This is a genomic window from Streptomyces sp. NPDC002513 (genome assembly GCF_053595355.1).
Genome location: NZ_JBSFXK010000002.1, coordinates 186,018 through 211,099 on the forward strand (window position 1 = coordinate 186,018; position 25,082 = coordinate 211,099).

Annotated in this window: 26 protein-coding genes and 1 pseudogene; 14 read left to right on the plus strand and 13 right to left on the minus strand. The window is 72.0% G+C overall.

Annotated features, from left to right (window positions below; genetic code table 11):
- Positions 1 to 13: 13 nt before the first annotated feature.
- Both ACWD5Q_RS02310 and ACWD5Q_RS02315 read right to left on the minus strand, forming a co-directional pair.
- Positions 14 to 865 carry a transglutaminase family protein gene (locus tag ACWD5Q_RS02310; protein ID WP_451425100.1) on the minus strand — a complete coding sequence of 284 codons (852 nt, stop codon included), beginning with the start codon at positions 863 to 865 and terminating at the stop codon, positions 14 to 16.
- Between the two features lie 17 nt (positions 866 to 882).
- Positions 883 to 1,932 carry a GNAT family N-acetyltransferase gene (locus ACWD5Q_RS02315; RefSeq protein WP_451425101.1) on the minus strand — a complete coding sequence of 350 codons (1,050 nt, stop codon included), beginning with the start codon at positions 1,930 to 1,932 and terminating at the stop codon, positions 883 to 885.
- 140 nt (positions 1,933 to 2,072) lie between these two features.
- Here ACWD5Q_RS02315 and fdxA point away from each other — a divergent pair, with 140 nt between their 5' ends.
- Positions 2,073 to 2,393, plus strand: coding sequence for a ferredoxin (gene fdxA, locus ACWD5Q_RS02320; protein WP_043443616.1), 321 nt, complete (start codon positions 2,073 to 2,075; stop codon positions 2,391 to 2,393).
- A gap of 136 nt (positions 2,394 to 2,529) precedes the next feature.
- A complete protein-coding gene (locus ACWD5Q_RS02325; protein WP_451425187.1) occupies positions 2,530 to 3,660 on the plus strand; it encodes a bifunctional succinyldiaminopimelate transaminase/glutamate-prephenate aminotransferase in 1,131 nt (376 codons plus the stop codon).
- 136 nt (positions 3,661 to 3,796) lie between these two features.
- Here ACWD5Q_RS02325 and ACWD5Q_RS02330 read toward each other — a convergent pair whose 3' ends face one another.
- Positions 3,797 to 4,264: an ATP-binding protein gene (locus ACWD5Q_RS02330; RefSeq protein WP_451425102.1), complete on the minus strand. Its 468-nt coding sequence runs from the start codon at positions 4,262 to 4,264 to the stop codon at positions 3,797 to 3,799.
- Between the two features lie 323 nt (positions 4,265 to 4,587).
- Entirely contained in the window at positions 4,588 to 5,577 is a 990-nt protein-coding gene (locus ACWD5Q_RS02335) for a heavy metal transporter (RefSeq protein ID WP_451425103.1), read from the minus strand.
- A gap of 96 nt (positions 5,578 to 5,673) precedes the next feature.
- Between ACWD5Q_RS02335 and dapE the strand changes: the two genes are divergently transcribed.
- Positions 5,674 to 6,753: a succinyl-diaminopimelate desuccinylase gene (gene dapE / locus ACWD5Q_RS02340; RefSeq protein ID WP_451425104.1), complete on the plus strand. Its 1,080-nt coding sequence runs from the start codon at positions 5,674 to 5,676 to the stop codon at positions 6,751 to 6,753.
- Between the two features lie 187 nt (positions 6,754 to 6,940).
- Positions 6,941 to 7,699 carry an LOG family protein gene (locus tag ACWD5Q_RS02345; RefSeq protein ID WP_451425105.1) on the plus strand — a complete coding sequence of 253 codons (759 nt, stop codon included), beginning with the start codon at positions 6,941 to 6,943 and terminating at the stop codon, positions 7,697 to 7,699.
- Between the two features lie 112 nt (positions 7,700 to 7,811).
- Here the strand turns inward: ACWD5Q_RS02345 and folP are convergent, their stop codons facing one another.
- Complete coding sequence (folP, locus tag ACWD5Q_RS02350; RefSeq protein ID WP_451425106.1) at positions 7,812 to 8,672, minus strand: dihydropteroate synthase; 861 nt, start codon at positions 8,670 to 8,672, stop codon at positions 7,812 to 7,814.
- A gap of 151 nt (positions 8,673 to 8,823) precedes the next feature.
- On the opposite strand from folP, the gene ACWD5Q_RS02355 reads away from it, so the two are divergent.
- Both ACWD5Q_RS02355 and ACWD5Q_RS02360 read left to right on the plus strand, forming a co-directional pair.
- Positions 8,824 to 9,165, plus strand: a complete 342-nt coding sequence (locus ACWD5Q_RS02355) for a DivIVA domain-containing protein (RefSeq protein WP_451425107.1) — start codon at positions 8,824 to 8,826, stop codon at positions 9,163 to 9,165.
- Positions 9,162 to 9,743: a DNA-3-methyladenine glycosylase I gene (locus ACWD5Q_RS02360; RefSeq protein WP_451425108.1), complete on the plus strand. Its 582-nt coding sequence runs from the start codon at positions 9,162 to 9,164 to the stop codon at positions 9,741 to 9,743. Before ACWD5Q_RS02355 ends, ACWD5Q_RS02360 begins: the two co-directional genes overlap by 4 nt.
- A 159-nt stretch (positions 9,744 to 9,902) precedes the next feature.
- Here ACWD5Q_RS02360 and chcB read toward each other — a convergent pair whose 3' ends face one another.
- Positions 9,903 to 10,706, minus strand: coding sequence for a 2-cyclohexenylcarbonyl CoA isomerase (gene chcB / locus ACWD5Q_RS02365; protein WP_451425109.1), 804 nt, complete (start codon positions 10,704 to 10,706; stop codon positions 9,903 to 9,905).
- 370 nt (positions 10,707 to 11,076) lie between these two features.
- Here chcB and ACWD5Q_RS02370 point away from each other — a divergent pair, with 370 nt between their 5' ends.
- Positions 11,077 to 11,244, plus strand: coding sequence for a DUF3117 domain-containing protein (locus tag ACWD5Q_RS02370; RefSeq protein ID WP_003966491.1), 168 nt, complete (start codon positions 11,077 to 11,079; stop codon positions 11,242 to 11,244).
- Between the two features lie 125 nt (positions 11,245 to 11,369).
- On the opposite strand, the gene ACWD5Q_RS02375 is transcribed toward ACWD5Q_RS02370, so the two are convergent.
- Positions 11,370 to 12,002: an O-methyltransferase gene (locus ACWD5Q_RS02375; protein ID WP_451425188.1), complete on the minus strand. Its 633-nt coding sequence runs from the start codon at positions 12,000 to 12,002 to the stop codon at positions 11,370 to 11,372.
- Between the two features lie 219 nt (positions 12,003 to 12,221).
- Between ACWD5Q_RS02375 and sigE the strand changes: the two genes are divergently transcribed.
- The 4 genes from sigE to ACWD5Q_RS02395 all read left to right on the plus strand — a co-directional run bounded on the left by sigE (position 12,222) and on the right by ACWD5Q_RS02395 (position 15,789).
- Complete coding sequence (sigE, locus tag ACWD5Q_RS02380; protein WP_451425110.1) at positions 12,222 to 12,992, plus strand: RNA polymerase sigma factor SigE; 771 nt, start codon at positions 12,222 to 12,224, stop codon at positions 12,990 to 12,992.
- On the plus strand, positions 12,989 to 13,969 hold the full coding sequence (locus ACWD5Q_RS02385; protein ID WP_451425111.1) for a zf-HC2 domain-containing protein: 981 nt from the start codon (positions 12,989 to 12,991) through the stop codon (positions 13,967 to 13,969). Before sigE ends, ACWD5Q_RS02385 begins: the two co-directional genes overlap by 4 nt.
- Before the next feature lie 462 nt (positions 13,970 to 14,431).
- Positions 14,432 to 14,887, plus strand: coding sequence for a sec-independent translocase (locus tag ACWD5Q_RS02390; RefSeq protein WP_451425112.1), 456 nt, complete (start codon positions 14,432 to 14,434; stop codon positions 14,885 to 14,887).
- A 242-nt stretch (positions 14,888 to 15,129) separates the two neighbouring features.
- On the plus strand, positions 15,130 to 15,789 hold the full coding sequence (locus ACWD5Q_RS02395) for a hypothetical protein (RefSeq protein WP_451425113.1): 660 nt from the start codon (positions 15,130 to 15,132) through the stop codon (positions 15,787 to 15,789).
- 94 nt (positions 15,790 to 15,883) lie between these two features.
- On the opposite strand, the gene ACWD5Q_RS02400 is transcribed toward ACWD5Q_RS02395, so the two are convergent.
- The 3 genes from ACWD5Q_RS02400 to ACWD5Q_RS02410 are packed head-to-tail and all read right to left on the minus strand — an operon-like array spanning position 15,884 to position 18,910.
- Positions 15,884 to 17,017 (minus strand): Mrp/NBP35 family ATP-binding protein, encoded by a 1,134-nt coding sequence (locus tag ACWD5Q_RS02400; RefSeq protein WP_451425114.1) that lies wholly within the window; start codon positions 17,015 to 17,017, stop codon positions 15,884 to 15,886.
- A 44-nt stretch (positions 17,018 to 17,061) separates the two neighbouring features.
- The gene (locus ACWD5Q_RS02405; protein ID WP_451425115.1) at positions 17,062 to 17,637 is read right to left on the minus strand and encodes a DUF1003 domain-containing protein; all 576 of its coding nucleotides are present in this window, start codon (positions 17,635 to 17,637) and stop codon (positions 17,062 to 17,064) included.
- Complete coding sequence (locus ACWD5Q_RS02410) at positions 17,627 to 18,910, minus strand: magnesium transporter MgtE N-terminal domain-containing protein (RefSeq protein ID WP_451425116.1); 1,284 nt, start codon at positions 18,908 to 18,910, stop codon at positions 17,627 to 17,629. Before ACWD5Q_RS02410 ends, ACWD5Q_RS02405 begins: the two co-directional genes overlap by 11 nt.
- Before the next feature lie 176 nt (positions 18,911 to 19,086).
- Here ACWD5Q_RS02410 and ACWD5Q_RS02415 point away from each other — a divergent pair.
- A pseudogene (locus ACWD5Q_RS02415) lies at positions 19,087 to 19,843 on the plus strand (hypothetical protein).
- Positions 19,844 to 19,957: 114 nt separating this feature from the next.
- Here the strand turns inward: ACWD5Q_RS02415 and ACWD5Q_RS02420 are convergent.
- Positions 19,958 to 20,488, minus strand: coding sequence for a hypothetical protein (locus ACWD5Q_RS02420; RefSeq protein WP_451425117.1), 531 nt, complete (start codon positions 20,486 to 20,488; stop codon positions 19,958 to 19,960).
- A 41-nt stretch (positions 20,489 to 20,529) separates the two neighbouring features.
- On the minus strand, positions 20,530 to 21,645 hold the full coding sequence (locus tag ACWD5Q_RS02425; RefSeq protein WP_451425118.1) for a magnesium and cobalt transport protein CorA: 1,116 nt from the start codon (positions 21,643 to 21,645) through the stop codon (positions 20,530 to 20,532).
- A gap of 533 nt (positions 21,646 to 22,178) precedes the next feature.
- Here ACWD5Q_RS02425 and ACWD5Q_RS02430 point away from each other — a divergent pair.
- Positions 22,179 to 22,775 (plus strand): suppressor of fused domain protein, encoded by a 597-nt coding sequence (locus ACWD5Q_RS02430; RefSeq protein WP_451425119.1) that lies wholly within the window; start codon positions 22,179 to 22,181, stop codon positions 22,773 to 22,775.
- 41 nt (positions 22,776 to 22,816) lie between these two features.
- On the opposite strand, the gene ACWD5Q_RS02435 is transcribed toward ACWD5Q_RS02430, so the two are convergent.
- A complete protein-coding gene (locus ACWD5Q_RS02435; RefSeq protein ID WP_451425120.1) occupies positions 22,817 to 24,082 on the minus strand; it encodes an MFS transporter in 1,266 nt (421 codons plus the stop codon).
- Positions 24,083 to 24,299: 217 nt separating this feature from the next.
- Between ACWD5Q_RS02435 and ACWD5Q_RS02440 the strand changes: the two genes are divergently transcribed.
- Positions 24,300 to 24,941 carry a DUF6758 family protein gene (locus tag ACWD5Q_RS02440; RefSeq protein ID WP_451425121.1) on the plus strand — a complete coding sequence of 214 codons (642 nt, stop codon included), beginning with the start codon at positions 24,300 to 24,302 and terminating at the stop codon, positions 24,939 to 24,941.
- The last annotated feature ends 141 nt before the right edge of the window (positions 24,942 to 25,082 follow it).

Below are 25,082 nucleotides of genomic sequence, written 5' to 3' on the forward strand. Positions count from 1 at the left end.
AGGGCGGAAACCCTCAGTTGAGCAGGGCCCGCGCCGCCCGCGCCTGCCCCCGCACCTGCTCGGCGGCCGTATCGTCCACGCCGGCCACGACATCGGCGTACGCCTCCAGCTCCGCGGCTCCCCGCAGAAAGTCCCCGCGCTGGACGAGGAGCTGAGCCCGCTCGTAGCGCAGCCGCGCCGGATGCGACGGCAGCAGCAGGGACAGCTCCACCGCCCACAGGGCGACATCCGTCCGCTCCGGCCGGGCGGCGGCCCACGCGCGGATGTTGTTCAGCACCCGCAGCACGACGTCGAGCGGATCCGCGGGCGTCAGCATCGAGGGATCCAGCGACGCCCCGGTCGCGCCGGCCACCAGCAGCCCGGCGTCGGCCTCGCTCAGCAGCCGCCCCCCGTCGAAGGGATCGGCGAGCACCTGGTGCTCCCGCGGCCCGAACCCCACGACGAAGTGCCCCGGCAGCGCGACCCCGTACACCGGCGCCCCGGCCCTGCGGGCCACCTCCATCCACACCACCGACAGCAGGATGGGCAGCCCCCGCCGCCGTCGCAGCACCTCGTGCAGCAGGGAGGACTCCAGCCGCTCGTAGTCGGCGGCCGAGCCGTGGAACCCGCAGCGCCCGCCGAGGACGTCCGCCAGGGCCAGCGCCCAGGCCCGGGGCCCGCCCGGCGCGAACGGCATCTGTCCGGCGAGCCGGTCCAGCTCGATCTGCGCCGCGTCCAGCCCCGCCTCGTCCAGGGTCCCGTCGGCCGCCGCGCCCACGAGCAGACACAGGGCCGCGAGATCGGGCCGCGCGGAGCGCGCCTCGGCGCCGAACCGCCGTCGCACCTCGGCGGCCCGCTCCGGCTCCGGGGGACAGGGGCCATGCATGGCAGCCTCGAAACCTCTCATGCCACCGGGCCGTCTCCGGCGCCCGACGGGCCGCCCGCGCCCGGACCAGGGGAGCCCTCCGGCTCCCGGTAGTGGTGATACGCATGATGCGCCGAGAAGCCCAGTCGTGCGTACAGCGCCCGCGCCTGCGCGTTGTCCGCCTCCACCTGGAGCCAGGCCGCCGAGGCGCCCTCGTCGAGGGCCTGCCGGGCCAGCGCCGCCATCACGGCCGTGGCCAGACCCCGGCGGCGCTGCTCAGGGTCGACCTCGACCGCCGCGAAACCGGCCCAACGGCCGTCCACCACACACCGCCCGATGGCCGCCGGGGGAGCGCCCTGCTCGCCCGGCACCGTCGCGAACCACACCGAGGGCCCGCCGCCGAGCACCTTCAGCGCCACGTCGCTCACGCCCTTGCGCTGGTAGCGGGCGAGCCAGGCCTCGTCGGCCGCCCGGGACAGCTCGACCCCGGCCGTCCCACGGTCCGCGACCGGCGCCAGCGCCCCGGTCCACAGCTCGGCGGTCACCTCCCGCGTCCAGCCGCGCGCCTCCAGCTCCGCGCAGAGCGGCTCCTGGGCTCCCTCGGCCCCGGTCGCGAGCTGGGCGTAGGCGGGCAGGCCCCGGGTCGCGTACCAGCGCCGTACGGTCGCCAGCGCCGTGTCCAGCGGCAGCCCGGGGTCGCCCAGTGGCAGCACCGAGTTGGCGCGGCGCGTGAACCCGGCCGCGGCGCGCAGCTCCCACTCCCCGAGCCGTTCCCGCTCCACCGGCTGCCAGGCGCGGGCGGAGACCCGCGCCAGCTCCTCCCAGGACGCCGCGGGGCCCCCGCGACGGGCCGGGGCCGGGGGCGCCACCTTGGCCGCGACCAGCGAGGATTCCTCGATCCGGACCCGCTCGCCGTCGCGTCGTGTGATCAGCAGCACGCCGTTGTCCCATGATGTGAGAACTCCGACCGTGTCGGTGAACCTCTCACCCTTGGCGGCATGTTCGCTCCACCGCCGTACCGAGACGCGTTTTCCCACGTCAGCAGCGGTGATTCGGACCTTCAGCCAGCCGCCCGCAGAGATTTCCACAGGTCAGTTCACCCCTCCTGTTCGGATCATGCCCAGAAACGGAGATACTAGGGGCGGGCATCGACGACGCCGCGCTCGCGCGCGCCAGGCGGCGGAGCCTGCGGAGGCCCGCCAGCGCCCTACCGAGGAGGAACGACAGCGTGACCTACGTCATCGCAGAGCCTTGTGTCGACGTCAAGGACAAGGCGTGCATCGAGGAGTGTCCGGTCGACTGCATCTACGAGGGCCAGCGGTCCTTGTACATCCACCCGGACGAATGCGTCGACTGCGGAGCCTGCGAGCCGGTCTGCCCGGTCGAGGCCATCTTCTACGAGGATGACACTCCCGAGGAGTGGAAGGACTACTACAAGGCGAACGTCGAGTTCTTCGACGAGCTCGGCTCGCCCGGTGGCGCCAGCAAGCTGGGGCTGATCGAGCGCGACCACCCCTTCATCGCGGCGCTGCCCCCGATGAACCAGTAAGCGACAGCACAACCGTGCCGTCTCGGTCCCGTACAGCGCTGACCGGCGCCGCACGGGACCGAGGCGTTTGGTGCCCCTACGCTCGAAGAGGGCGCCTGTCGTCCCAGAAAGTGAGCCGATTCCGTTGTCCGCAGTCATCGACCCCCCTCCCGTCGCCCGCCACCACCCTTCCAAGGAGTCGCTGCGCGACCGCCTTCCGGTCTTCCCCTGGGACAAGCTGGAGCCGTACAAGAAGACGGCCGCCGCGCACCCGGGCGGAATCGTCGACCTGTCCGTCGGCACCCCCGTCGACCCGGTCCCCGAGCTGATCCAGAAAGCACTCGTCGCGGCGGCGGACTCCCCGGGCTATCCGACCGTGTGGGGCACACCCGAGCTGCGCGACGCGATCACCGGCTGGGTGGAGCGCCGGCTCGGCGCCCGTGCGGTGACCCACCGGCACGTGCTGCCCATCGTCGGCTCCAAGGAACTGGTCGCCTGGCTCCCGACCCAGCTCGGCCTCGGCCCCGGCGACACGGTCGCCTATCCGCGCCTGGCCTACCCGACCTACGAGGTCGGCGCTCGCCTGGCCCGCGCGGACCACGTGGTCTACGACGACCCGACCGAGCTGGACCCGGCGAACCTGAAGCTCCTGTGGCTCAACTCCCCCTCCAACCCCACGGGCAGGGTGCTGGGCAAGGAGGAGCTGACCCGGATCGTCGCCTGGGCGCGGGAACACGGCGTCCTGGTCTTCTCCGACGAGTGCTATCTGGAGCTGGGCTGGGAGGCCGACCCCGTCTCGGTGCTCCACCCGGATGTGTGCGGCGGCTCGTACGAGGGCATCGTCGCCGTCCACTCGCTGTCGAAGCGGTCGAACCTGGCGGGCTACCGGGCGGCCTTCCTCGCGGGCGACCCGGCGGTCCTCGGCCCGCTCCTGGAGATCCGCAAGCACGGCGGCATGATGACGTCCGCGCCGACGCAGGCGGCGGTGGTGGCGGCGCTGGGCGACGACGCGCACGTCCGCGAGCAGCGCGAGCGCTACGCGGCCCGGCGCACGGCCCTGCGCGAGGCGCTTGTCGGGCACGGCTTCCGGATCGAGCACAGCGAGGCGAGCCTGTATCTGTGGGCGACCCGGGACGAGTCCTGCTGGGAGACGGTCTCCCACCTGGCCGGGCTGGGCATCCTGGTCGCGCCGGGCGACTTCTACGGCCCCGCGGGCGAGAAGTTCGTGCGGGTCGCCCTGACGGCGACGGACGAACGGGTCGAGGCGGCGGTACGGCGGCTTGCGTGAGGCCCGCGCGGTGTCCTGCGTGAGGGCCGGGCGGCGTCCGGGGTGACCGCCGTGGCGGGCCCGTTCGGCGTGACAGCACGCACGGAGAGGTCCGGGGAGCAGCTCCCCGGACCCCTCCGGCGTACGCGGCCGGGGCTCAGCCGTGCAGCGGCAGCCCCTGCACCGGGAGCTGCTGCACCGGGAGCTGCTGCCCGGACAGCCCGCTCCTGGCGGTCTCGCCGAGCAGCCCGCCGGCCTGCCCGGCCGCGTCCCCGGCGACGTTCTGCGCGAGCGGTGCGGCCTTCCGGCCGGCCGCCGCCACGGTCCCGGCCGCCGTCGGGACCGCCTTCTTGACCGCCTGGCCGCCGGTCTTGACCACCTGGCCGCCGGCGTCATCCGCGAGCCCGGTCACTTTCTGGGCCGCACCGTCGACCTTCTGGGCCGCACCGCCGACGGTGGGGCCGACCTGCGCGTGGTCCAGGGCGGTCAGCCCACCGAGGTCGGAGGTGGCCGGCAGGCCGGCCGTCGCCGCGCCGGCGGAGCCGGCCGCACCGACCACGGGCGCCGCTCCCGCTGCGATGAGCAGCGCGGCACGGGCGATCCGGCGGGTCAGGGGGAGGGACATGATGCTCCTTAGACGGGAGAGAACGGTGAAGTGTCCGACCACGCCCGGAAGTTGATCGTTCCGGGCGCGGACGCAGTGACTACCGCTTGAAATCCCCGAAGGTTGCGGTGCCCCGGCGTAAAGAGTTGGTAATGCGTCGCATTATCGGGTGGGGAGGAAATCGGGCAATCGGTAACCGGGTCGGAAGTCTGCCGAATCCTTACAGCACTGTGTTTCCAGGGAGTTCGGCACGGCGGTCGGGGCGGAGCGAAGGAAGGCGCGCCCCGTCGACGAGGCGCGCCGTGTATGACCCTGAGGGGTGAGGACTCGTACGGTCGGCCGGTCTACTCGCCGGTGACGATGCGGACTTGGCCGGCCGACACCTGTGCGCCGGAGCCACCGCTGGTCGTACGCCACTCGTTCGCGAAGCCACCGCGCGACCACTCCCGGCCCGCGAAGGAGACGTGCGCGATGTGCAGCGCCGACGAGTTGGCCACCGCCCAGTGCGCCAGTTCCCAGCCGCGCTGCCGGGCGGTGCCCGAGGCGGTGGTCTTCCGGGGCACCGGGATCGTCAGTGTGTGGGCGGTCGGCTTGGTCGTGGTCGTGACGACGGTCGTGGGGGACGTGGACAGGGCCAGGGACGAGGTCGAGGCCGAGGTGTCCACCTCCGCGCCGGCGGTCTGGAGCACATCACGCCCGAAGTCCCGTACCAGCGCGGCCCGAACCGCGTCCGGGCCGCCGGTGGACGCCGGGGCCGGACGCCCCTGGCAGGTCAGCGTGGCCGCCGACCGCCCGGTCAGCGCGTCGGCGAGCAGCGCGGCGTCCGGCTCGTGCTTCGCGTACGCCTCCGGATAGCCGCTGCGCTGCACACGCTGCGCGGCGACGGTCAGCGGCAGCCCGGTGTAGTCCGGAACCTTGGCCAGGTGGTCGTAGAACACCGTCGCGGCGTACGTCGGGTCCATGATCTGCTTCTGGGTGCCCCAGCCCTGCGACGGGCGCTGCTGGAACAGGCCGAGCGAATCCCGGTCGCCGTGCTCGATGTTGCGCAGGCCCGACTCCTGGAGCGCGGTCGCGAGCGCGATGGTCACCGCGCGCTCCGGCAGGCCGCGCGTGGTGCCGACGGCGGAGATCGTCGCCGCGTTGACCGCTTGCTCGGGGGTGAACTCGTACGACGCCCCGTCCTCCTTCCCGGAGACCACCCGGCAGCCCGGTGCTGACGGGCCCGTGAGGTACTGGACGGCGAGATAGCCCGCGACGGAGAGCAGGACCACGAGGGCCGCTCCGAAACGGAGAAGACGGCCACGGCGCTGGGAGTTGGGGGACGGCTCTGACACGCGTACACGGTACTGGAGGTGTACAAGAGCCCTGCCCGGGGCTGTGGACAACCGGGGTTGCGGGGATGCCCGGCACGGCGCGCTAGGGTCGATGACATGGCCGATACCCCGCTTGACCTCACGCTGGACGCCGCGCGGCTCACCGCGCGGCTCGTCGACTTCCCCTCCGTGAGCGGAACCGAGAAGCCCCTCGCGGACGCGATCGAGACGGCACTGCGCTCCCTGCCGCATCTGACGGTCGACCGGTACGGCAACAACGTGGTGGCCCGGACGCGCCTGGGGCGCCCGGAGCGCGTCGTCCTGGCGGGTCACATCGACACGGTCCCCATCGCCGACAACGTGCCCTCCCGCCTGGACGAGAACGGGGTGCTGTGGGGCTGCGGCACCTGCGACATGAAGTCGGGCGTCGCGGTCCAGCTCCGCATCGCGGCGACCGTCCCCGAGCCCAACCGGGACCTCACGTTCGTCTTCTACGACAACGAAGAGGTCGAGGCACACCTGAACGGTCTGAAGCATGTGGCCGAGGCCCATCCGGAGTGGCTGGAGGGCGACTTCGCGGTGCTGCTGGAGCCCTCCGACGGCCAGGTCGAGGGCGGCTGCCAGGGCACGCTGCGGGTCCAGCTGAAGACCAAGGGCGAGCGCGCGCACTCGGCGCGCGGCTGGCTGGGCTCCAACGCGATCCACGCGGCGGCCCCGATCCTGGCCCGGCTGGCCGCGTACGAGCCGCGGTACCCGGTGATCGACGGCCTGGAGTACCGCGAGGGCCTGAACGCGGTGGGCGTCTCGGGCGGCGTGGCCGGGAACGTCATCCCGGACGAGTGCGTGGTCACGGTCAACTTCCGCTATGCGCCGGACCGGACCGAGGAAGAGGCGATCGCGCACGTCCGCGAGGTGTTCGCGGACAGCGGAGTGACGGAGTTCGTCGTGACCGACCACAGCGGCGGCGCGCTCCCCGGTCTCTCCCACCCGGCAGCGGCGGCGTTCATCGAGGCGGTCGGCGGCACCCCCCAGCCCAAGTACGGCTGGACGGACGTCTCCCGTTTCAGCGCGCTCGGCATTCCGGCCGTCAACTACGGCCCCGGCAACCCGCACTTGGCGCACAAGCGGGACGAACGCGTCGAGACGGCGAAGATCCTCGCCGGGGAGGAACGGCTGCGGGCCTGGCTGACCTCCTGACCGCCGACGGCCGTGCGGCACCACGGCTCGCGGCGGACACGCACAGGTCCCCCCTCCGTAACCCGCGTGGATCTACGCTGGGGTGGAACGACCTTCCCCGGCCTCTCGGCTCCCCCCGGCTCCCGGCCCCGTCCGCGCCGGGGGGACCCCGGTGAGCGGGGAAGGCCCCGGAGCGGAGGGAGCGCAGATGCCTACCGGCAACCCCCAGGGCAAGAAGGTGCCGCCGGACGAGCAGCGGCTCGGTCCCGTGCTGCGCAGGCGGGACCAGGTCACGAAGAGCACCACGGACCAGCGGCTGCTGGACGCGGGCGGCCCCTCGGACTGGGTCCACACGGACCCGTGGCGTGTGCTGCGCATCCAGTCGGAGTTCATCGAAGGGTTCGGCACACTGGCCGAACTCCCTCCCGCCATCAGCGTGTTCGGCTCCTCGCGCACCCCGGTGGACTCGCCGGAGTACGAGGCGGGCGTGCGGCTCGGACGCGGCCTGGCGCGGGCGGGCTGGGCGGTGATCACGGGCGGCGGCCCGGGCGCGATGGAGGCCGCGAACAAGGGCGCGTGCGAGGCGAAGGGGATCTCGGTCGGCCTCGGCATCGAGCTGCCGTTCGAGCAGGGGCTGAACCCGTACGTCGACATCGGCCTGAACTTCCGCTACTTCTTCGTCCGGAAGATGATGTTCGTGAAGTACGCGCAGGGCTTCGTGGTCCTTCCCGGCGGCCTCGGCACGCTGGACGAGTTCTTCGAGGCCCTGACCCTGGTCCAGACCCAGAAGGTGACCCGCTTCCCGATCGTCCTGTACGGCACGTCGTACTGGGGCGGCCTGGTGGAGTGGCTGAAGAACACCCTGGTCGCCCAGGGCAAGGCCGCCGAGAAGGATCTGCTCCTGTTCCATCTGACGGACGACGTGGAGGAGGCGGTCGCGCTGGTGTCCAAGGAGGCGGGCCGTTAGGCGCCGGCTCTCGGCCGACACGGGGCCCGGCGCCGGCGCCAGGCCCCTGCGTGGTGCTGCGGTGCTTGATGCCGGGCGCCGGTCCTGTGCGGTGCGGTGCGGCCCGGGGCGGCTAGGCCAGCCCGCGCCGGGCCACCGCCGGCGGCCGGTGCCCGGCGATCGACGCCACCATGTCCAGCACCTGCCGGGTCTCCGCCACCTCGTGCGCCCGGTACACCTGCGCACCCAGCCACGCCGACACCGCCGTGGTCGCCAGGGTGCCGAGGAGTCGTTCCTTCACCGGCCTGTCCAGCGTCTCGCCCACGAAGTCCTTGTTGGACAGCGACACCAGCACCGGCCAGCCCGTGGCGACCATCTCGTCCAGCCGGCGCGTCGCCTCCAGGCTGTGCCGTGTGTTCTTCCCGAAGTCGTGCCCCGGATCGATCAGCACCGACTCACGGGGCACCCCCAGGGACACCGCCCGCTCGGCCAGCCCCAGCGTCACCTTCAGGATGTCCGCCATGACGTCGTCGTACGTCACCCGGTGCGGACGGGTCCGCGGCTGTGCGCCTCCCGCGTGCGTGCACACCAGCCCCACCCGGTAGCGCGCCGCGACCTCCGCGAGCCGGGGGTCCACCCCGCCCCAGGCGTCGTTCAGCAGATCCGCGCCCGCCTCGCACACCGCCTCGCCGACCTCGTGCCGCCAGGTGTCCACGCTGATCACCACATCGGGGAAGCGGCGCCGCACCTCGGCGACGAAGCCGACCGTGCGCCGGGCCTCCTCCTCGGCCGTGACCTCCTCCCCCGGCCCGGCCTTGACCCCGCCGATGTCGATGATCGCGGCACCCTCCGCCACGGCCCGTTCCACGCGCGCGAGGGCGGCCTCGTCGTGGAACGTGGCCCCCTGGTCGTAGAAGGAGTCCGGGGTCCGGTTCACGATCGCCATGATCACCGGCTCGTGCGCGCCGAATTCCCGCCTGCCCAGCCTGAGCATCCGCTGTGACCTCTCCAGTACGTCCCGTTCCTTGGCCGCCTGCGACCTTAGTTGTCAGCGTCGCATGGCACGATCGGAGCCGGACACATTCGACAGCTGCACTTCCGAGCCGACGCGCTCCGCGCCGGCACCGAGCGTGGGGACCTCAGAGATGCTCATGTTCTTGTTCCTGGTCGTCGCGCTCGCCGTCGTGGTCGCCGCGGTGACACTCGCCGTGGTGGGCGGCGGCGAGAGCGCCCCCCTGCCCGAGGCGGCGCCCGAGCGGTTCGACGACCCGCTGCCGCCGGACCGCCCGGTGAGCCGCGCGGACGTGGACGCCCTGCGCTTCCCGCTCGCCGTCCGCGGCTACCGCATGGCGGACGTGGACGACGCGCTCGGCCGGCTCGGCGCCGAGATCGCCGAGCGGGACTCCCGCATCGCCGACCTGGAGTCCGCGCTCGCCGGGGCCCGCTCGGCCGGCCACGGCCGGCCGGCCGAGGGAGACCCGCAGTGACCCGCGCGGCCGTGCCGGGGCCCGACGGCGTGCTGCGCTGCCCCTGGGCCCTGTCCGCCGAGGACTACGTGGCCTACCACGACGAGGAGTGGGGCCGCCCGGTCCACGGCGACGACGCGCTGTACGAGCGGCTGAGCCTCGAAGCCTTCCAGTCGGGCCTGTCGTGGATCACGATCCTGCGGCGCCGGGAGGGCTTCCGGGCCGCCTTCGCCGACTTCAGGATCGTCAAGGTGGCCGCCTTCACCGACGCCGACCAGGAGCGCCTGCTCGCCGATCCGGGCATCATCCGCAACCGCGCCAAGATCGAGGCGACGCTCGCCAACGCGCGCGTGCTCGAAGAGTGGGCTCCCGGCGAGCTGGACGGCCTGATCTGGTCGTACGCCCCCGACCGGGCGTCCCGCCCCGCCCCCAGGACCCTCGCCGACGTCCCGGCGGTCACCGCCGAGTCGACGGCCCTGTCCAAGGCGTTGAAGAAGCGCGGCATCCGCTTCGTCGGCCCGACGACGGCGTACGCGCTGATGCAGGCGTGCGGCCTGGTCGACGACCATCTGGCGGACTGCGCCGCCCGGAGCGGCTGATCCCGGCCGGCGTACGGGACCGCCTGCCGACGGCGGACGACGCGCGGACGGCCGCAGCTCGCGGGCCGGGTGCCTGCGCTTGCGCCCGCCGGCCGCGGGGGCGGGCAGGCACCCGCCGATCGTGGCGGGCGCCCCGGACGCCGCCGCGCCCGGGTGGCCTCAGCGCCCCAGATAGACGGGCTTCTCCTTGTTCACGAACGCCTGCACCGCGATCCTGTGGTCCTGCGAGGCCCCCGCGCGGGTCTGGAGCTCGTCCTCCTTCTCCAGGGACTCGTCCAGGGAGTGGGAGAGACCGTAGGCGAGCGACTCCTTCAGCGCGGCGTACGCCAGCGTCGGCCCCTCGGCCAGCGCGCGGGCGGTCTTCTCGGCCTCGGCGCGCAGCTCGGCCTGCGGGACCAGCCGGTTCGCGATGCCCCACTCGAACGCCTGCTGGGCGCTGATGCTGCGCGGGAAGAGCAGCAGGTCCGCGGCGCGGGAGGCGCCGACGATTCGCGGCAGGGTCCAGGAGATCCCCGAGTCCGCGGTCAGCGCGACGTCCGCGAAGGAGGTGGTGAAGGCCGCCGTGTCCGCGACGATGCGGTAGTCCGCGGCGAGCGCGAAACCGAAGCCGGCGCCGGCCGCGACCCCGTTCACGGCCGCGACCACCGGCTTCGCCGCTCCCGTGAGCGCCCGCACGATGGGGTTGTAGTGCTCCCGGACGGTGCTCATCACCCCGGCGTCCGACCCCGCGTCCCGCGCCTGGAGCAGCCCGATGTGTTCCTTGAGGTCCTGGCCCACGCAGAACGCCCGCTCCCCGGCCGCGGTGAGCAGGATCGCCCGTACGGCACCGTCGTCCGCCGCCTCCTGCGCCGCGTCCCGCAGGGCGACCTTGGCGGCGATGTTCATCGCGTTCATCGCCTCGGGGCGGTTCAGCGTGATCGTCGCGAGTCCGTCGCTCACCTCGTAGAGCACGGTGTCGGCCATGGTGGTCCTCCGGTGTCACGGCTCCGTCGTACCGGTCGGTACGTCCTGTGTCCGAGGGACAGCATGGCGGAGATCACCCGCCACGGACCGGACCGTACGTGTGACCTGCGTCAAATATTGTCGGCCCGGAACCGGGCTGCGGATCTCCGTGCAATGGCGCAGTATCACAGCCGCATCGCCGAATTGAGTGGTTTTGGTCGGGCGTGTTGCCCAAGCGATGCCGACCGATGTTGGTCATCGGGTCCTGAGATGCGGGATAATGGCTTGGAAGCAATGTGTTCGATGCCGGTGTCGCGTGTCCCCCGAGGGGTCGCGTGCCCTTCAGGGGCTGTCGGCTGACAATGAGCTGGTTTCAGGAAGGGGAACGAGCATGGCGGCCATGAAGCCGCGGACGGGCGACGGCCCGCTCGAGGTGACCAAGGAGGGGCGGGGCATCGTCATGCGCGTTCCGCTCGAAGGCGGCGGTCGGCTCGTCGTCGAGCTGACCCCTGACGAGGCCGACGCTCTCGGCGACGCCCTCAAGAAGGTTGTCGGCTGACGCGCGAGCGATCCCGCATTCTCTGCTGCCCCGGCATCGTACGCGGTGCCGGGGACTGCTTTTCTGCCCGGCACGCGCTCGGCGCACCCTTCGGCCCGCACAGCCCGTAAGCCCGCACAGGCGGCTCAGCGTTTGACCGCGCATAGCAGTCCGTCACCCACCGGGAGCAGCGAGGGCACCAGGTCCGGGCTCTCGCGGACCGTGCGCAGCAGGTCCCGCAGTCGCAGGACCTCGCTGGGCTGGGGCCCCGAGTCCACTGTCCGGCCATGGGCGAAGGCACCCTCGAAGACGACGAGGCCGCCGGGCCGCAGCAGACGCAACGATTCCGCGAGGTAGTCGAGCACCTCGAGCCGGTCGCCGTCGCAGAAGACGAGGTCGTAGCCGGCGTCCGCGAGCCGGGGCAGCACGTCCAGGGCGCGGCCCGGGATGAACCGGGCGCGGTTGCTGGCGAAGCCGCAGGCGCGGAACGCCTGGCGGGCGAACTGCTGGTGCTCCGGCTCAGGGTCCACCGTGGTCAGCACGCCGTCCGGCCGCATGCCGTGCAGCAGATGGATCCCGGAGACACCGCATCCGGTACCGATCTCCGCCACCGCCTTCGCGTCCACGGTGGCGGCGAGCAACCGCAGCGCGGCGCCCGTGCTGGGCGACACCGAGCGCAGCCCTGCCTCACGGGCCCGGTCGCGGGCCCAGTGCAGCGCTTCTTCCTCGGCGACATAGGCGTCGGCGAACGCCCAGCTCGTCTGCCGGTTGCCGGTAATGACCCTCTCCTGTCCCCGTGATTGCCTGGGCGTGACTGTATCCGTTGGCCCCGGGAACCAGGAGGTGGGACCAGGCGTTTGGAAGGGCGGGAAAGGCAGCGAGGGAAGGACGGGGGACGGCCGGTGGACCTGGACGCCGAGCAAGTGTTGACGCATCCGCATCAGCGCGCGTCAAATTCTCTTAAAACCGCTTATCCGGAGCTAACGGGCGAGGTGGCTATGGTAGGGGCTCCACTGGACACCACCAGAGCCGACAGGGGAGGTGCGGCTGCGCCTGTGGACCGGAGAGGAGTGCTGCGGCGCCTTCTCGGGTCATCGGGTGAGCCGAAATCCGTGACCAACATCGCTGACACGCACCACGCAGCCGACACCGTGCAGACCGCGACCTTCGCCGCTGACGCGGACTCGCAGGCGTGGACTCCGCCCACCTGGGAGGAGATCGTCAGCACGCACAGCGGCCGGGTCTACCGACTGGCGTACCGCCTGACCGGTAACCAGCACGATGCCGAGGACCTGACCCAGGAAGTCTTCGTCCGGGTCTTCCGCTCCCTGTCGACGTACACGCCCGGCACGTTCGAGGGCTGGCTGCACCGCATCACCACGAACCTCTTCCTGGACATGGTCCGCCGCAAGCAGCGCATCCGCTTCGACGCGCTCGGCGAGGACGCGGCCGAGCGGCTGGCCAGCCGGGAGCCCACCCCGCAGCAGGCCTTCAACGACGCGCATTTCGACGCCGACGTCCAGCAGGCCCTGGACACCCTCGCGCCCGAGTTCCGTGCCGCCGTCGTCCTGTGCGACATCGAGGGGCTGTCCTACGAGGAGATCGCCGCGACCCTGGGCGTCAAGCTCGGCACGGTCCGGTCCCGTATCCACCGCGGTCGCTCACAGCTGCGCAAGGCGCTGGCGCACCGCTCGCCGGAGGCCCGGGCCGAGCGGCGCACCTTCATGGCCCGTGTGCCCGCGCTGGGGGGAGGGGGCGCGACCGCGTGAGTGGATCCCGTCGCCCCACACCGGCAGAGCAGCACCTGGGAGACCGCCTCTCCGCCCTCGTGGACGGAGAGCTGGGTCATGAGACGCGCGAACGCGTGCTGGCCCATCTGGCCACGTGCGCGAAGTGCAAGGCCGAGGCCGACGCCCAGCGCCGGCTGAAGAACGTTTTCGCGGAGGCGGCCCCGCCGCCGCCCTCCGAGAGCTTCCTGGCCCGCCTGCAGGGCCTGTCCGCGGGAGGCGACGCCGACGGCGATGGCACGCCGCTCGGCGGGGGTGGTTTCGGCGGTAGACCGTCGTCGTCCTCCGGGCTCCCCTCGGAGCCGGGCGTCTTGGGCGAGACCTTCGGATACGTGCCGACGGGACCCCACGCCACGGCGCTGACCCCTTCCGAGGATCGGGCACTGTCCGGGGAGCGGGGGTTCCGCATCCATCACGTCGGCCGCTCGGACACCGAGCGCCCGTACTCACGGGGGCGGAGGTTCGCCTTCGTCGCCGCGGGCGCCGTTTCGCTGGCCGCGATCGCGCTCGGCGGGGTGTCGACGGGTGTCCCGGCCGACACGGCCCCGGAGGCACGCGGTTCGGACACCGGAAGCAATGTGACCCCGGTGCGTTCACCGGGCACGGGCGGCGGCACGACGACCGACGCCTCCCGGCGGCGGGCCGTCGGGCCGCTGCTCGGGCAGCGAACGCTGAGCCAGGAACCCGTCGCCTCCACGGCGGCGTCGGCCCCGCTGCTGCCCGCGGGCCCCGCTCCGGATGAGCGGGACGCCTCGGAGATCCGTGCCCTGACGGCTCCCGTGGTGGCCGGAGCCGCCGCGATGTCCCCGCTGATAGGCCCGCTCGCCGAGCCCGCACCGCTCACGCTGGCGTCCTGGTCGGCCGCCCCCGGGCTCACCGCTCCCGGGCTGCTCATGGCTCCGGCGCCGGCCACGTCCACCGGCCCGTCCCCCTCGTCCTCCCCGTCCGTCGCCCACTGAGCCGAGCATCGGCGCGCGGACCCGTGCCGCCGCCAAGGGCGCCGACGGCGGCCCCGCGGTCACCAGGGGTGAACCCGGCGACAAGGCCGGCTCGGGACCGGCGATGTGATCACGGAGGCCGAGGGGACGGGCGTCCACTCCGGGGGGAACGCATCGTCCGGACCCGCGCGCACCGCCCCGGCGGCCGTCTGGAGCCGGCCGTGGTCCGCGACGGCGCGCGGCGGAGGAGCACACGCGTGCTCGGTTCCGCGGACGGCAACTGACGCCAACCCCACAGGAACACGGACGAAAACCGCTACGCAAGGCAAACATCCCGGAAAACCCGACGTGTACACGAGGTCGCGGAGGCCGGGACAGTACCGATCGGGCGGGAACGCCGGGTACCGTGGGTCCGGCCCGGACCACGGAAGACCCGCCACACCATCGAGGGCCGCGGACCGAGGACCTCGCAAGGAGCATCAGGTGTTCAATGACATAGGACCGCTCGAGCTGGTGACGCTCGTTGTCCTCGCCGTGCTCGTCTTCGGTCCGGACAAGCTCCCGAAGATGATCCAGGACGTCACGCGCACCATCCGGAAGATCCGGGAGTTCTCGGAGAGCGCCAAGCACGACATCCGCAGCGAGCTGGGCCCCGAGTTCAAGGACTTCGAGTTCGAGGACCTCAACCCCAAGACGTTCCTCCGCAAGCAGTTGGAGAACGACGAGCTGGGGCTGACGGAGATCCGCAACGGCTTCGACCTGAAGAAGGAGATGGCCGAGGTCACGGACGCGGTGCAGGGCCACGACTCCGAGGCGCCGTCCTCCCCGTCCTCGCCGGCCTCCCCGTCCTCGTCGGCTGGTGGCACCGTCGACATGACGAAGAGGCCCGAGAAGCCGGGCCCCGGCGAGTACCCGCCCTTCGACGCGGACGCCACCTGAGCCGTCCACGGACGCGGCCGGCGGGGTGGCACGGCCGCTGAGACGTGACGCAGGCCATTTGCGCTTCAGCGCGCGGGCGGTCGTATTGAGACGTCCAAGAGGCCGTATGTGCCGGGCGTTTCCCTGTGCTTCGGACCGCTGTGGCTATGCTGCCCAGTTGTTGTGCGGACCGTTTCTGGAGCGAGGACGCCCGTGGGGGGCGGGCCGCTCGGTCCGACGAGAGCGAGGAGGCGTCCGGGCAGATGGAGACGACGAGTCGGGTGGGTGCGCAGGCGCCCGCCGCGGAGGGCGGAGCGCGGCTCCCCTTCGCCCGGGGCACGGTGGACGGTTACCAGCAGGCGTCGTTCCCGTGGTACGGCCTCGACGAGGCCTTCACGGGCCCGCGCTGGCTGATGCAGGTGGGCACCGCCGCCGACGGGGCCGTGGAGCACGGGTCGGTCGGACACGGTGACGAGCCCTCCGTGCGGCACGAGGCCACCGAGGACAAGGAGCGGTTCGCGGTCGTGGTGACCGTCGCCGCCAACCCCGTGCGGCGCAGCGCGGACGGCACCGGAGTGCTGGAGGCCACCTCGGTCTCGTCGGCGGCCTGGCTGGCCGGTGTGGGCCTGCTGTCGTTCGTCTGGCCCGGTCAGCTGGACCACAGCCTGCGGGACGACTGGCTCGAACAGCAGACCGAGACGGCGTGGGTGCTCGCGGACGACCTGACCGGCCCCGTCTGGTCCACCCTGTCCCTGCCCGTGGACGGGGTGCCGACACCGTTCCACTACCGCGAGTCCGAGTTCGGCTGGGTCCTCGCCGGGACCACGCAGGCCGGGGAGCACGTGGGGGCGTACGGCCGGGGCATGAGCGCCTATGGACTGGGCTTCGCGATGATCAAGGACATCCACGCCTACGTCGCCTAGCGGGGCGTACGAGGAAGAGGAAGGGGGCGCCGTCACGGTGACGGCGCCCCCTTCCTCGTAAGGCGTAGGGCGTCCTGGAACCCTCGTAGGCGTCCTAGAACTTGTTCTTCGGGGTGATCCCCAGCGACATGCCCGCCAGGCCGCGCTGCCGGCCGCCGAGCTTGCCCGCGATCGAGCGCAGGGCCGAGCCCGCCGGGGAGTCCGGGTCCGTCAGGACCACCGGCTTGCCCTCGTCGCCGCCCTCGCGCAGGCGGACGTCGATGGGGATGGAGCCCAGTACCGGGACCGTGGTGCCCGTGGTGCGGGTGAGGCCGTCGGCGACGGCCTGGCCGCCGCCCGTGCCGAAGACGTCCACCATCTCGCCGCAGTGCGGGCAGGGAAGTCCGGACATGTTCTCGACCACGCCCACGATCTTCTGGTGGGTCTGCACGGCGATGGAGCCCGCCCGCTCCGCCACCTCGGCGGCGGCCTGCTGCGGGGTGGTGACCACCAGGATCTCCGCGTTCGGGACCAGCTGGGCCACCGAGATCGCGATGTCGCCCGTGCCCGGCGGGAGGTCGAGCAGCAGCACGTCGAGGTCGCCCCAGAACACGTCCGCGAGGAACTGCTGGAGCGCGCGGTGCAGCATCGGGCCACGCCAGACCACCGGTGCGTTGCCCGGGGTGAACATGCCGATCGAGATGACCTTCACGCCGTTCGCCTGGGGCGGCATGATCATGTTTTCGACCTGGGTCGGACGGCCGTCCACGCCCAGCATGCGCGGCACGCTGTGGCCGTAGATGTCGGCGTCCACGACACCGACCTTCAGGCCGTCGGCCGCCATCGCCGCCGCCAGGTTGACCGTCACGGAGGACTTGCCGACGCCGCCCTTGCCGGAGGCCACCGCGTACACCCGGGTGAGCGAGCCCGGCTTGGCGAAGGGGACCTCGCGCTCGGCCTGGCCGCCGCGCAGCGCGGTCGCCAGCTCACGCCGCTGCTCGTCGCTCATCACATCGAGGGTGACGTCGACCCGGGTGACACCGTCGACGCGGGAGACCGCGTCGGTGACACGCTGGGTGATCGTGTCGCGCATGGGGCAGCCGGAGACCGTGAGGTACACGGTGACAGCGACCGCTCCGTCCGCGCCGATGTCCACCGATTTGACCATCCCCAGTTCGGTGATGGGTCGCTGGATCTCGGGGTCGTTCACCGTCGCCAGTGCCTCGCGCACCGCGTCTTCCGTAGCCATAAACACGATGGTACGGCGCCGGGGCGGGGCCTTTGAAAGTCCCGTCAGCGGTCGTCTGCGTCACGTCCGCCCGCGTGTTCCGCCGGGACCACGAGATGTCCGTCGGGACGACGGTGCCCGTCCAGCTCCCTCACCAGGTCCTGGAGTTCGGAGCGGATCCAGTCGCGGGTGGCGACCTCGCCCAGGCCGGTGCGCAGCGAGGCCACCTCCCGGGTCAGATACTCGGTGTCCGCGATGGACCGCTCGTTCTGTTTGCGGTCCTGCTCGAGGTTGACCCGGTCGCGGTCGTCCTGGCGGTTCTGCGCCAGCAGGATCAGCGGAGCGGCGTAGGAGGCCTGCAGGGACAGCATCAGGGTCAGGAAGATGAACGGGTACGGGTCGAAGCGCAGGAAGTGCGGGGCGCTGATGTTCCACACCAGCCACAGGGCGATCACGACCGTCATCCAGACGATGAACCGCCCGGTTCCGAGGAAGCGGGCGATCCGCTCCGACATGCGTCCGAAAGCCTCCGGGTCCCACTCGGGCAGCACCCGGGTGCGCCGGGGCTGCGGCTGGTCGAGCCGGATGCGGGCGCGGGCGGCGGTCGAGCCGGAGGGCGTCTTCTCGCGATCAGGTGCCATGGGCGGCCCCCTCGTCGCTCAGGTCGAACTCCGCCTCGCGCCAGTCCTCGGGCAGCATGTGGTCCAGCACGTCGTCCACGGTCACCGCGCCGAGCAGCGAGCCGGACTCGTCGACCACGGGTGCCGCGACCATGTCGTAGGTCGCGAAGAACCCGGCCACGACCGGCAGCGCGGCGTCCGGGGACAGGGTCTGCGGGTCGTCGTCGAGGAGGGCGCTGACGAGGGTGTACGGCGGGTCGCGCAGCAGCCGCTGGAAGTGCACGGTGCCCAGGTACTTGCCGGTCGGCGTCTCGTCCGGCGGCCGGCAGACGTACACCTGGGCGGCGAGGGCGGGGGACAGGTCCGGATTGCGGACCCGGGCGAGCGCGTCGGCGACGGTCGCGTCGGGCCGCAGCACGACCGGCTCGGTGGTCATCAGGCCGCCCGCGGTCTTCTCCTCGTACGCCATCAGACGGCGCACGTCGGCCGCGTCGTCGGGCTGCATCAGGCTCAGCAGCCGCTCCTTCTCGTCCTCCGGCAGCTCGGCGAGCAGGTCGGCGGCGTCGTCCGGGTCCATCGCCTCCAGGACGTCCGCGGCGCGCTCCTTGCGCAGCTTGCCGAGGATCTCGATCTGATCGTCCTCGGGCAACTGTTCGAGGACATCGGCGAGCCGGTCGTCGTCGAGGGCCGCGGCGACCTCGGCGCGGCGCTTGGCGGACAGGTGGTGCAGCACATTGGCGAGGTCGGCGGGGCGCAGTTGTTCGAAGGTGGCCAGCAGGCTCTCGGCGCCCTGTCCGTGCTCCTCCAGGGAGAACCCGGTGACGGCGGACCACTCGACCGTGAGCGTCTCGCCCTTGCTGCGCCGGAACGCCCCGCCTTTCCCCTTGCGCACGAAGACCTTGCCGACCTCCCACTCGCGGCGGGCCGGCAACTGCTGCACGGAGAGGTCGAGCACGGTGACCTCCTCGTCGGTCTCCACGAGACGGACGCGCCGGTCGAGCAGCTCACCGAAGACGAGCCGCTCCGTGGGCCGCTGCTCGAAGCGGCGCACGTTCAGCACGCCGGTGGTGATGACCTGGCCGGACTCGATGCCGGTCACCCGGGTCATGGGCAGGAAGATACGGCGGCGGGTGGTCAGTTCGACGACCAGGCCGAGCAGTCGCGGGGGACGCCGTCCCACGCGCAGCATGACGACGAGGTCGCGCACGCGGCCCACCTGGTCGCCGTTGGGGTCGAAGGCGGCGACGTCGGCGAGGTGCGAGACGAAGATGCGAGGGGCGCCAGCAGCCGCCATGCCCGCCGCCTCCTGTTCCTGCCGTTCTATCCCTTCAGGTGGGCTTCAGGCTAGTCCGTCCTGTTGTCGTACGCCCTGGCGAGAGGTGCGGACCGACTGACTCCGGAAGGCCCCGCGGGCACCGGTACTCTGCGGTAGGCCGATGAGGACATCCGTATGAGAGGCAGCCCCCACCCGTGACTGCAATCCCCCAGGGCCCCACCCGCAGGGCCGCACTGGTGAGCGCGATGTGCACGCTGGTCGTGACGGGAGCGGGGCTCACGGGATGCAGTGACGGCGACCCGGACGCGGGGACCAACGGGGTGGGGAAGCTGTCCGCCGACAAGATCCAGAGCCGGACGCGTACGGCGGCGAAGTCGGCGCCGGCCGTGCGGCTGTCGGGGACGGTCGTCAGCAACGGCGCCACGTACAGCCTGGACATGCGGCTGAAGGGCGAGGGGGGGCACCGGATCGGTCACCTCGAAGAACGGCACGTTCCGGCTGCTGCGGGTGGGCGAGCACCTGTTCCTCAAGGCCGACGCGGAGTTCTGGAACCACGAGAGCGGCACGGGGGACGGCGCGGGCTCCGCGGCCGCCGCGGGCAAGCTCGACGGGAAGTACGTCAAGGTGCCGTCCGGTGATCCGGCCTATCAGCGCTTCAGCGGGTTCACCGACAAGGACATGCTGCTCGACGGGCTCCTCACGCTGCACGGCACGCTCGCCACGGACGGCCGCCATGAGCAGGACGGCGTCCGTACGGTCCGCATCACCGGCGACAAGGGCTCCGGCGGCACGCTGGACGTCTCCCTGGAGGGCGCCCCCTATCCGCTGCTCCTGGCGCGCGCCGGCAACGCGGGGACGCTCCGCCTGTCGGACTGGGGGAAGGACTTCGCGCTTCAGGAGCCGTCGAAGCAGGAGACGGTGGACTACGGGGAGCAGCTGCCGACGTCCTGACCACGGTCGGTCGCCCTCGCCCGGGGCGGCCGGCTCGGCCGGCTCGGCCGCCCATGGTGGCGCCGCAGACGTACGGCGGTGGTGGTGCGACTGCGCGCGCAGCCGGGAAACCGGTCAGCGGCGCTTGCGTCGCAGCAGGCGTGGCAGGGCCGCCGGGATCGGGCGGCGGGTCACGGCCGGGCTCGGCGGCGGGGGCGCGGCCTGCGCGTCGGACGGCAGCGGGAGCGTCGCGCCCCGCGGCTCCAGACGCAGCACCCGGCACTCCCGGCGCCAGCGCTCGGGCATCTCCTCGCCGTCCGGGGCGTTCAGCCGCTTGCCCTTCAGCTCGGCGACCGCGCTCTCCCACTCCGGCGATCCCGGTGCCGGCTCCACCACCCGTGCGGGCCAAGTGACGATCCGGCCGCCCTTGTCCTTGCTGCGGACCGTGACGACCGCGTCGCCCCCGTCGGCCAGGCCGGGCAGCGGCTGCTCGCCGGGACCGTCGCCCACCACGCACGCCGCGCCCTCGTGCCACACATGCCACAGCGCACGCGCGGGCGCGGCCTGGGTGTGCGCGCCGGGAGACGGCGCGGCCTGGACCCAGATCAGCCCGGACTTCTTCGTGGCCTCCTCGACGAGGGCCCTCTCGAGCAGCTCGCTTGTCATGCGCTCAGCCTAGTGCCCCGGCAGGACACCGGTCCGGCCCCTCACAGCCAGCCGTTCCGCTTCAGCGTGCGGTGGATGCCGAGACAGATGGCCACCGTGATGCCCATGATCACGGGGTAGCCGTACTTCCAGTGCAGCTCGGGCATGTGCTTGAAGTTCATGCCGTACACCCCGCACACCATCGTCGGTACGGCGATGATCGCGGCCCACGCCGTGATCTTGCGCATGTCCTCGTTCTGTGCGACGGACGCCTGCGCCAGGTTGGCCTGGAGGATCGAGTTCAGCAGCTCGTCGAAGCCGAGGACCTGCTCCTGCACGCGGGCGAGGTGGTCGGCGACGTCGCGGAAGTACTTCTGGATGTCGGGGTCGATCAGCCGCATCGGCCGCTCGCTCAGCAGCTGCATGGGCCGCAGCAGCGGCGCCACGGCCCGCTTGAACTCCAGTACCTCACGCTTGAGCTGGTAGATCCGGCTCGCGTCGGTGCCCCGGGGGGTTCCCTTCCGGCCGGGCGAGAACACCTCGGTCTCCACCTCGTCGATGTCGTCCTGCACCGCGTCCGCCACCGCGATGTAGCCGTCGACGACATGGTCGGCGATCCCGTGCAGCACGGCCGACGGGCCCTTGGCCAGCAGCTCGGGCTCGTCCTGCAGCCTGCGCCGCAGCTCCCGCAGCGAGCCCTGTCCGCCGTGCCGGACGGTGATGAAGAAGTCCCGCCCGGTGAAGCACATGACCTCACCGGTCTCGACGACCTCGCTGGTGGCGGTCAGCCGGTCGTGCTCGACGTAGTGGATGGTCTTGAAGACGGTGAAGAGGGAGTCGTCGTACCGCTCCAGCTTGGGGCGCTGGTGCGCCTGCACCGCGTCCTCGACGGCCAGCGGATGCAGCCCGAAGTCGCTTGCGATACCGGCGAATTCGGCATCGGTGGGCTCGTGCAGGCCGATCCATACGAAGCCGCCGTCGCGCCGCACCAGCCGCATCGCCTCGTGCGGCGTCAGCGGCTTCGGCGTCTGCAGCCGGACCCCGTCGCGGTAGACGGCGCAGTCGACGACGGCGGACGGCGTCGCGGGGTCGCGCGTGGCGTCGTACGCGCTGGTCTCCTTGCGCAGCGAGGGGCGGGACGGGCGGACCACGGCGCGCAGGTCGCGGATCATGGACATGGCAGGCTCCTTCGCAACGGGCAACGAAGGCCCCGGCGACGGGTGGAACTGCCCGGAATGGGGACGTCCTGACGAGGTGTCTCCTCCCTTTTCGGCAGGGGAGGTTTGGCACGTCCACAAAGCGGGGAGCACCGCACCGTTGGGTCGCGGGCTTCGCTACGGGTTCAGATCAGACAGATCAGGTGAAACGAAACGAAGTGCTCTTCCGCGGTGCGCGGAGGGATCCTGAGCGGGTCCCCCGGGGGCCGCGCGAAAACACGGCACGCAGATGAGAGGTAGCAGTCAGCCGGAGCAGCTACATCAGCGGTCGGAAGAGCGGGTGGTACTGCACGGTCGACTTCGATCCATGCCAGCCCCACCTCCTCCGGCCGGTCCCTGGTGAGGGACGATCCATCTCCCCATAAGGGAGTCTCACGGTGCGGGACTCGATCGCACCGCTTCTGCGGGCTGCCCGACCACCGGCCAAGAGTAACAGCCGGCCGAAGTGTCAAGGCGCCGCTTTGCCGGGTACTGACGAGTTCTATGCTCGCCGCATGGTTGATGTTCTTCCTCTGGTCGAGGCCCGGTTGCGCACCGCGCTCGGCGAACCGGACGCTCGCGCGGCGGTCACCTTCCTCGGCGCGGACCGCGTCGAGGTACTGCGTTTCCGGGACGAATCCAAGGAAGGCGCCGTCCTGCGCTACGCCACCCTCGGCATGTCCGCCCAGCCGATGACGGACCCCACCGCGATGCTCGCCGACCCCGTCAAAGGCCCCCGGGCCGAGCTGGTCCTCTCCGTCCGGGGCGGTCTCGCCGACACCGACAAGGTGCTCCGCCCGCTCGCCGTCCTGGCAGCGTCCCCGCAGGTCGAGGGCGTGGTGGTGGCTCCCGGCGCCTCGCTGGACGTGGGCGGACCGCTGTGGCCGGGCGCCCCGTTCAGCTCCGTGCTGGTCGCCGAGCCCGGCGGTCTGGTCGAGGACCTGGAGCTGGACCCGCCGCTCGACCCCGTACGGTTCCTGCCGCTGCTGCCGATGACTCCCAACGAGGCAGCCTGGAAGCGGGTGCACGGCGCTCAGGCCCTCCAGGAGCGCTGGCTGACGAACGGAACGGATCTGCGGGATCCGTCCCGCAGATCCGTCCGTCTGGACTGACACCCGCGTGAGCAAGCTCACCAACCCATGGCCGAAAGCCGTCAGTTGGCGAAGACGGTGACGCCGTCCTCCGTGGCGTGGCGCGGCTGAAGCTCCGCCGCCTCGTGGGTCAGCGCCTTGCGCCGTACGAGGACCACGAGCGCGCCCGCGACCGCGGTGGCCGCCGCCACCACGAACGGGAGGTGGATGTCGCTCCACTCCTCGATCTTCGGCGCGAGGAAGGGCGCGGCCGCGGCGGCGAACCACCGCACGAAGTTGTAGCCGGCGCTCGCCACCGGGCGCGGCGCGTCCGAGACGCCGAGGGCCAGCTCGGTGTAGACGGTGTTGTTCACACCGATGAAGGCGCCGGACAGGATGGTGCAGACGACGGCGGTGGTGTGGTCGCCGTAGCCGAGTACGGCGACATCGGCCGCCAGCAGCACCAGGGAGCCGCCGAGCACCTTCAGCGAGCCGAAGCGCTTCTGCAGGCGCGGCGCCACGATCACCGAGAAGACGGCGAGCAGCAGGCCCCAGGCGAAGAACACGGCACCCGACGCGTACGGCGTCATGTTCAGCACGAACGGCGTGAAGGCCAGCACGGTGAAGAACGTGTAGTTGTAGAAGAACGCGGAGACGGCCGCGGAGGCGAGGCCGCCGTGGCCGAGCGCCTTGAGCGGGTCGAGCAGCGAGGTCTTCCGCGCGGGCCGGGGCTGCTCCTTCAGGAACGCCGTGATGCACAGGAAGCCGATCGCCATCAGGGTGGCCGTGCCGAAGAACGGGTAGCGCCAGCTCATGTTGCCGAGCAGCGCGCCCAGCAGGGGACCGCAGGCCATGCCGAGGCCGAGCGCCGACTCGTACAGCAGGATCGCCGCGGCGCTGCCTCCCGCCGCCGCGCCGACGATCACGGCGAGGGCCGTGGAGACGAACAGCGCGTTGCCGAGGCCCCAGCCGGCCCGGAAGCCGACGAGCTGGGCCACCGAGTGCGAGGTGCCCGCGAGGCCCGCGAAGACCACCACGAAGGCGAGCCCCAGCAGCAGTGTCCTGCGGCCGCCGATGCGGCTGGAGACGAAGCCGGTGACCAGCATCGCGACGGCGGTGATCAGGAAGTACGAGGTGAAGAGGAGGGAGACCTGGCTGGGCGTCGCCTGAAGGCCCCGGGCGATGGACGGCAGGATCGGGTCGACGAGTCCGATGCCCATGAAGGCGACGACGGACGCGCCCGCGGTCGCCCAGACGGCCTTCGGCTGGCGCAGGAGGCCGCCGGCCCCCGCGTCGAACGGATCCGCCCCGGCCGCCGCCGCGGCGGGTCCTCCTGTACTGCTGCTCATGGGTGTCCTCGCAGTCCTCGGTGAAGGGCCGGTCCGACGGCCGGCCCTGTGGTCGGATGGTCACGACCTGATGGTTGGCTTATACATACATTAAGTTAGAGTGCCTAATAAATGCAAGTCACATCTACTTCTGGCCGGCGTGGGCCGACGTGCGGGCACACGCCGGACGGGTGATCGTCCTTGACGCGGCGCGGGACGGGGAGGAGCGTGGGGCCCTATGAGGGGCGAACCCAGTTGCCCGAAGTGTGGTGGCCGGGTCAGGGCTCCCGGACTCTTCGCCGATTCCTGGCAGTGCGATGTGCACGGGAACGTGCATCCGCTGCAGCCCGTGATCCCGCCCAGCGTCGAGGCCCTCAGCGTCGTGGTGCACCGTGCCCGGGTGCCGGTGTGGATGCCGTGGCCGCTGCCGGTGGGCTGGCTGTTCACGGGCGTGGCCTACGCGGGCGACGACCGCAGCGGCGGCCGTGCGACGGCCGTGGCCTGCTCGGGTCCCGGGCCGCTCGGCGGCGTGGGCGAGCTGATCCTCGTCGCCGAGGAGCTGGGTGTGGGTCTCGGCGCACGCTACGCGGGCATCGACGGCCCGGACCCCGGCCCCTATCTGAACGTCGAGAAGCCGCCCCAGGTCAAGGTGCTGGCCGCCGGACGCCCCACCCCGCTGTGGCATCTCACGGGCACCCCCGACGACCGGGCGGTCTTCGCGGGCGAGGCGCGCGGCCTGTGGCTGTGGGCGGTCGTCTGGCCCGAACAGACCGGCATGCTGATGTACGACGAACTGGTGCTGACCGATCTGCGCGACGCAGGGGCCGAGATGGACCTGCTGCCGATCGGGGCGCTGTCGCCGCGCCTGCTCGATCCGTGACCTGAGGAGCCCGTGCGCCCGGGGCGCTTCCCGCGCCGTCCGGTGCCTGCGGGCTCGTAGGGGGCGCTCGCGGGCTGCGGTTGTGACGGGGATGCCGAAAATCCCGTTATCCTGGAGCGTCCCCTTCCGTCCCGTCACCGC

Coding starts and splice junctions, on each gene's coding strand:
- ACWD5Q_RS02405 (WP_451425115.1), bottom strand. CDS start 17,637: ATGGCACCTGATCGCGAGAAGACGCCCTCCGGCTCGACCGCCGCCCGC.
- ACWD5Q_RS02430 (WP_451425119.1), top strand. CDS start 22,179: ATGGTTGATGTTCTTCCTCTGGTCGAGGCCCGGTTGCGCACCGCGCTC.
- dapE (WP_451425104.1), top strand. CDS start 5,674: ATGGCCGATACCCCGCTTGACCTCACGCTGGACGCCGCGCGGCTCACC.
- ACWD5Q_RS02410 (WP_451425116.1), bottom strand. CDS start 18,910: ATGGCGGCTGCTGGCGCCCCTCGCATCTTCGTCTCGCACCTCGCCGAC.
- ACWD5Q_RS02395 (WP_451425113.1), top strand. CDS start 15,130: ATGGAGACGACGAGTCGGGTGGGTGCGCAGGCGCCCGCCGCGGAGGGC.
- ACWD5Q_RS02420 (WP_451425117.1), bottom strand. CDS start 20,488: ATGACAAGCGAGCTGCTCGAGAGGGCCCTCGTCGAGGAGGCCACGAAG.
- ACWD5Q_RS02400 (WP_451425114.1), bottom strand. CDS start 17,017: ATGGCTACGGAAGACGCGGTGCGCGAGGCACTGGCGACGGTGAACGAC.
- ACWD5Q_RS02330 (WP_451425102.1), bottom strand. CDS start 4,264: ATGTCCCTCCCCCTGACCCGCCGGATCGCCCGTGCCGCGCTGCTCATC.
- ACWD5Q_RS02370 (WP_003966491.1), top strand. CDS start 11,077: ATGGCGGCCATGAAGCCGCGGACGGGCGACGGCCCGCTCGAGGTGACC.
- sigE (WP_451425110.1), top strand. CDS start 12,222: ATGGTAGGGGCTCCACTGGACACCACCAGAGCCGACAGGGGAGGTGCG.
- ACWD5Q_RS02425 (WP_451425118.1), bottom strand. CDS start 21,645: ATGTCCATGATCCGCGACCTGCGCGCCGTGGTCCGCCCGTCCCGCCCC.
- ACWD5Q_RS02355 (WP_451425107.1), top strand. CDS start 8,824: ATGCTCATGTTCTTGTTCCTGGTCGTCGCGCTCGCCGTCGTGGTCGCC.
- chcB (WP_451425109.1), bottom strand. CDS start 10,706: ATGGCCGACACCGTGCTCTACGAGGTGAGCGACGGACTCGCGACGATC.
- ACWD5Q_RS02310 (WP_451425100.1), bottom strand. CDS start 865: ATGCATGGCCCCTGTCCCCCGGAGCCGGAGCGGGCCGCCGAGGTGCGA.
- ACWD5Q_RS02440 (WP_451425121.1), top strand. CDS start 24,300: ATGAGGGGCGAACCCAGTTGCCCGAAGTGTGGTGGCCGGGTCAGGGCT.
- folP (WP_451425106.1), bottom strand. CDS start 8,672: ATGCTCAGGCTGGGCAGGCGGGAATTCGGCGCGCACGAGCCGGTGATC.
- ACWD5Q_RS02435 (WP_451425120.1), bottom strand. CDS start 24,082: ATGAGCAGCAGTACAGGAGGACCCGCCGCGGCGGCGGCCGGGGCGGAT.
- ACWD5Q_RS02345 (WP_451425105.1), top strand. CDS start 6,941: ATGCCTACCGGCAACCCCCAGGGCAAGAAGGTGCCGCCGGACGAGCAG.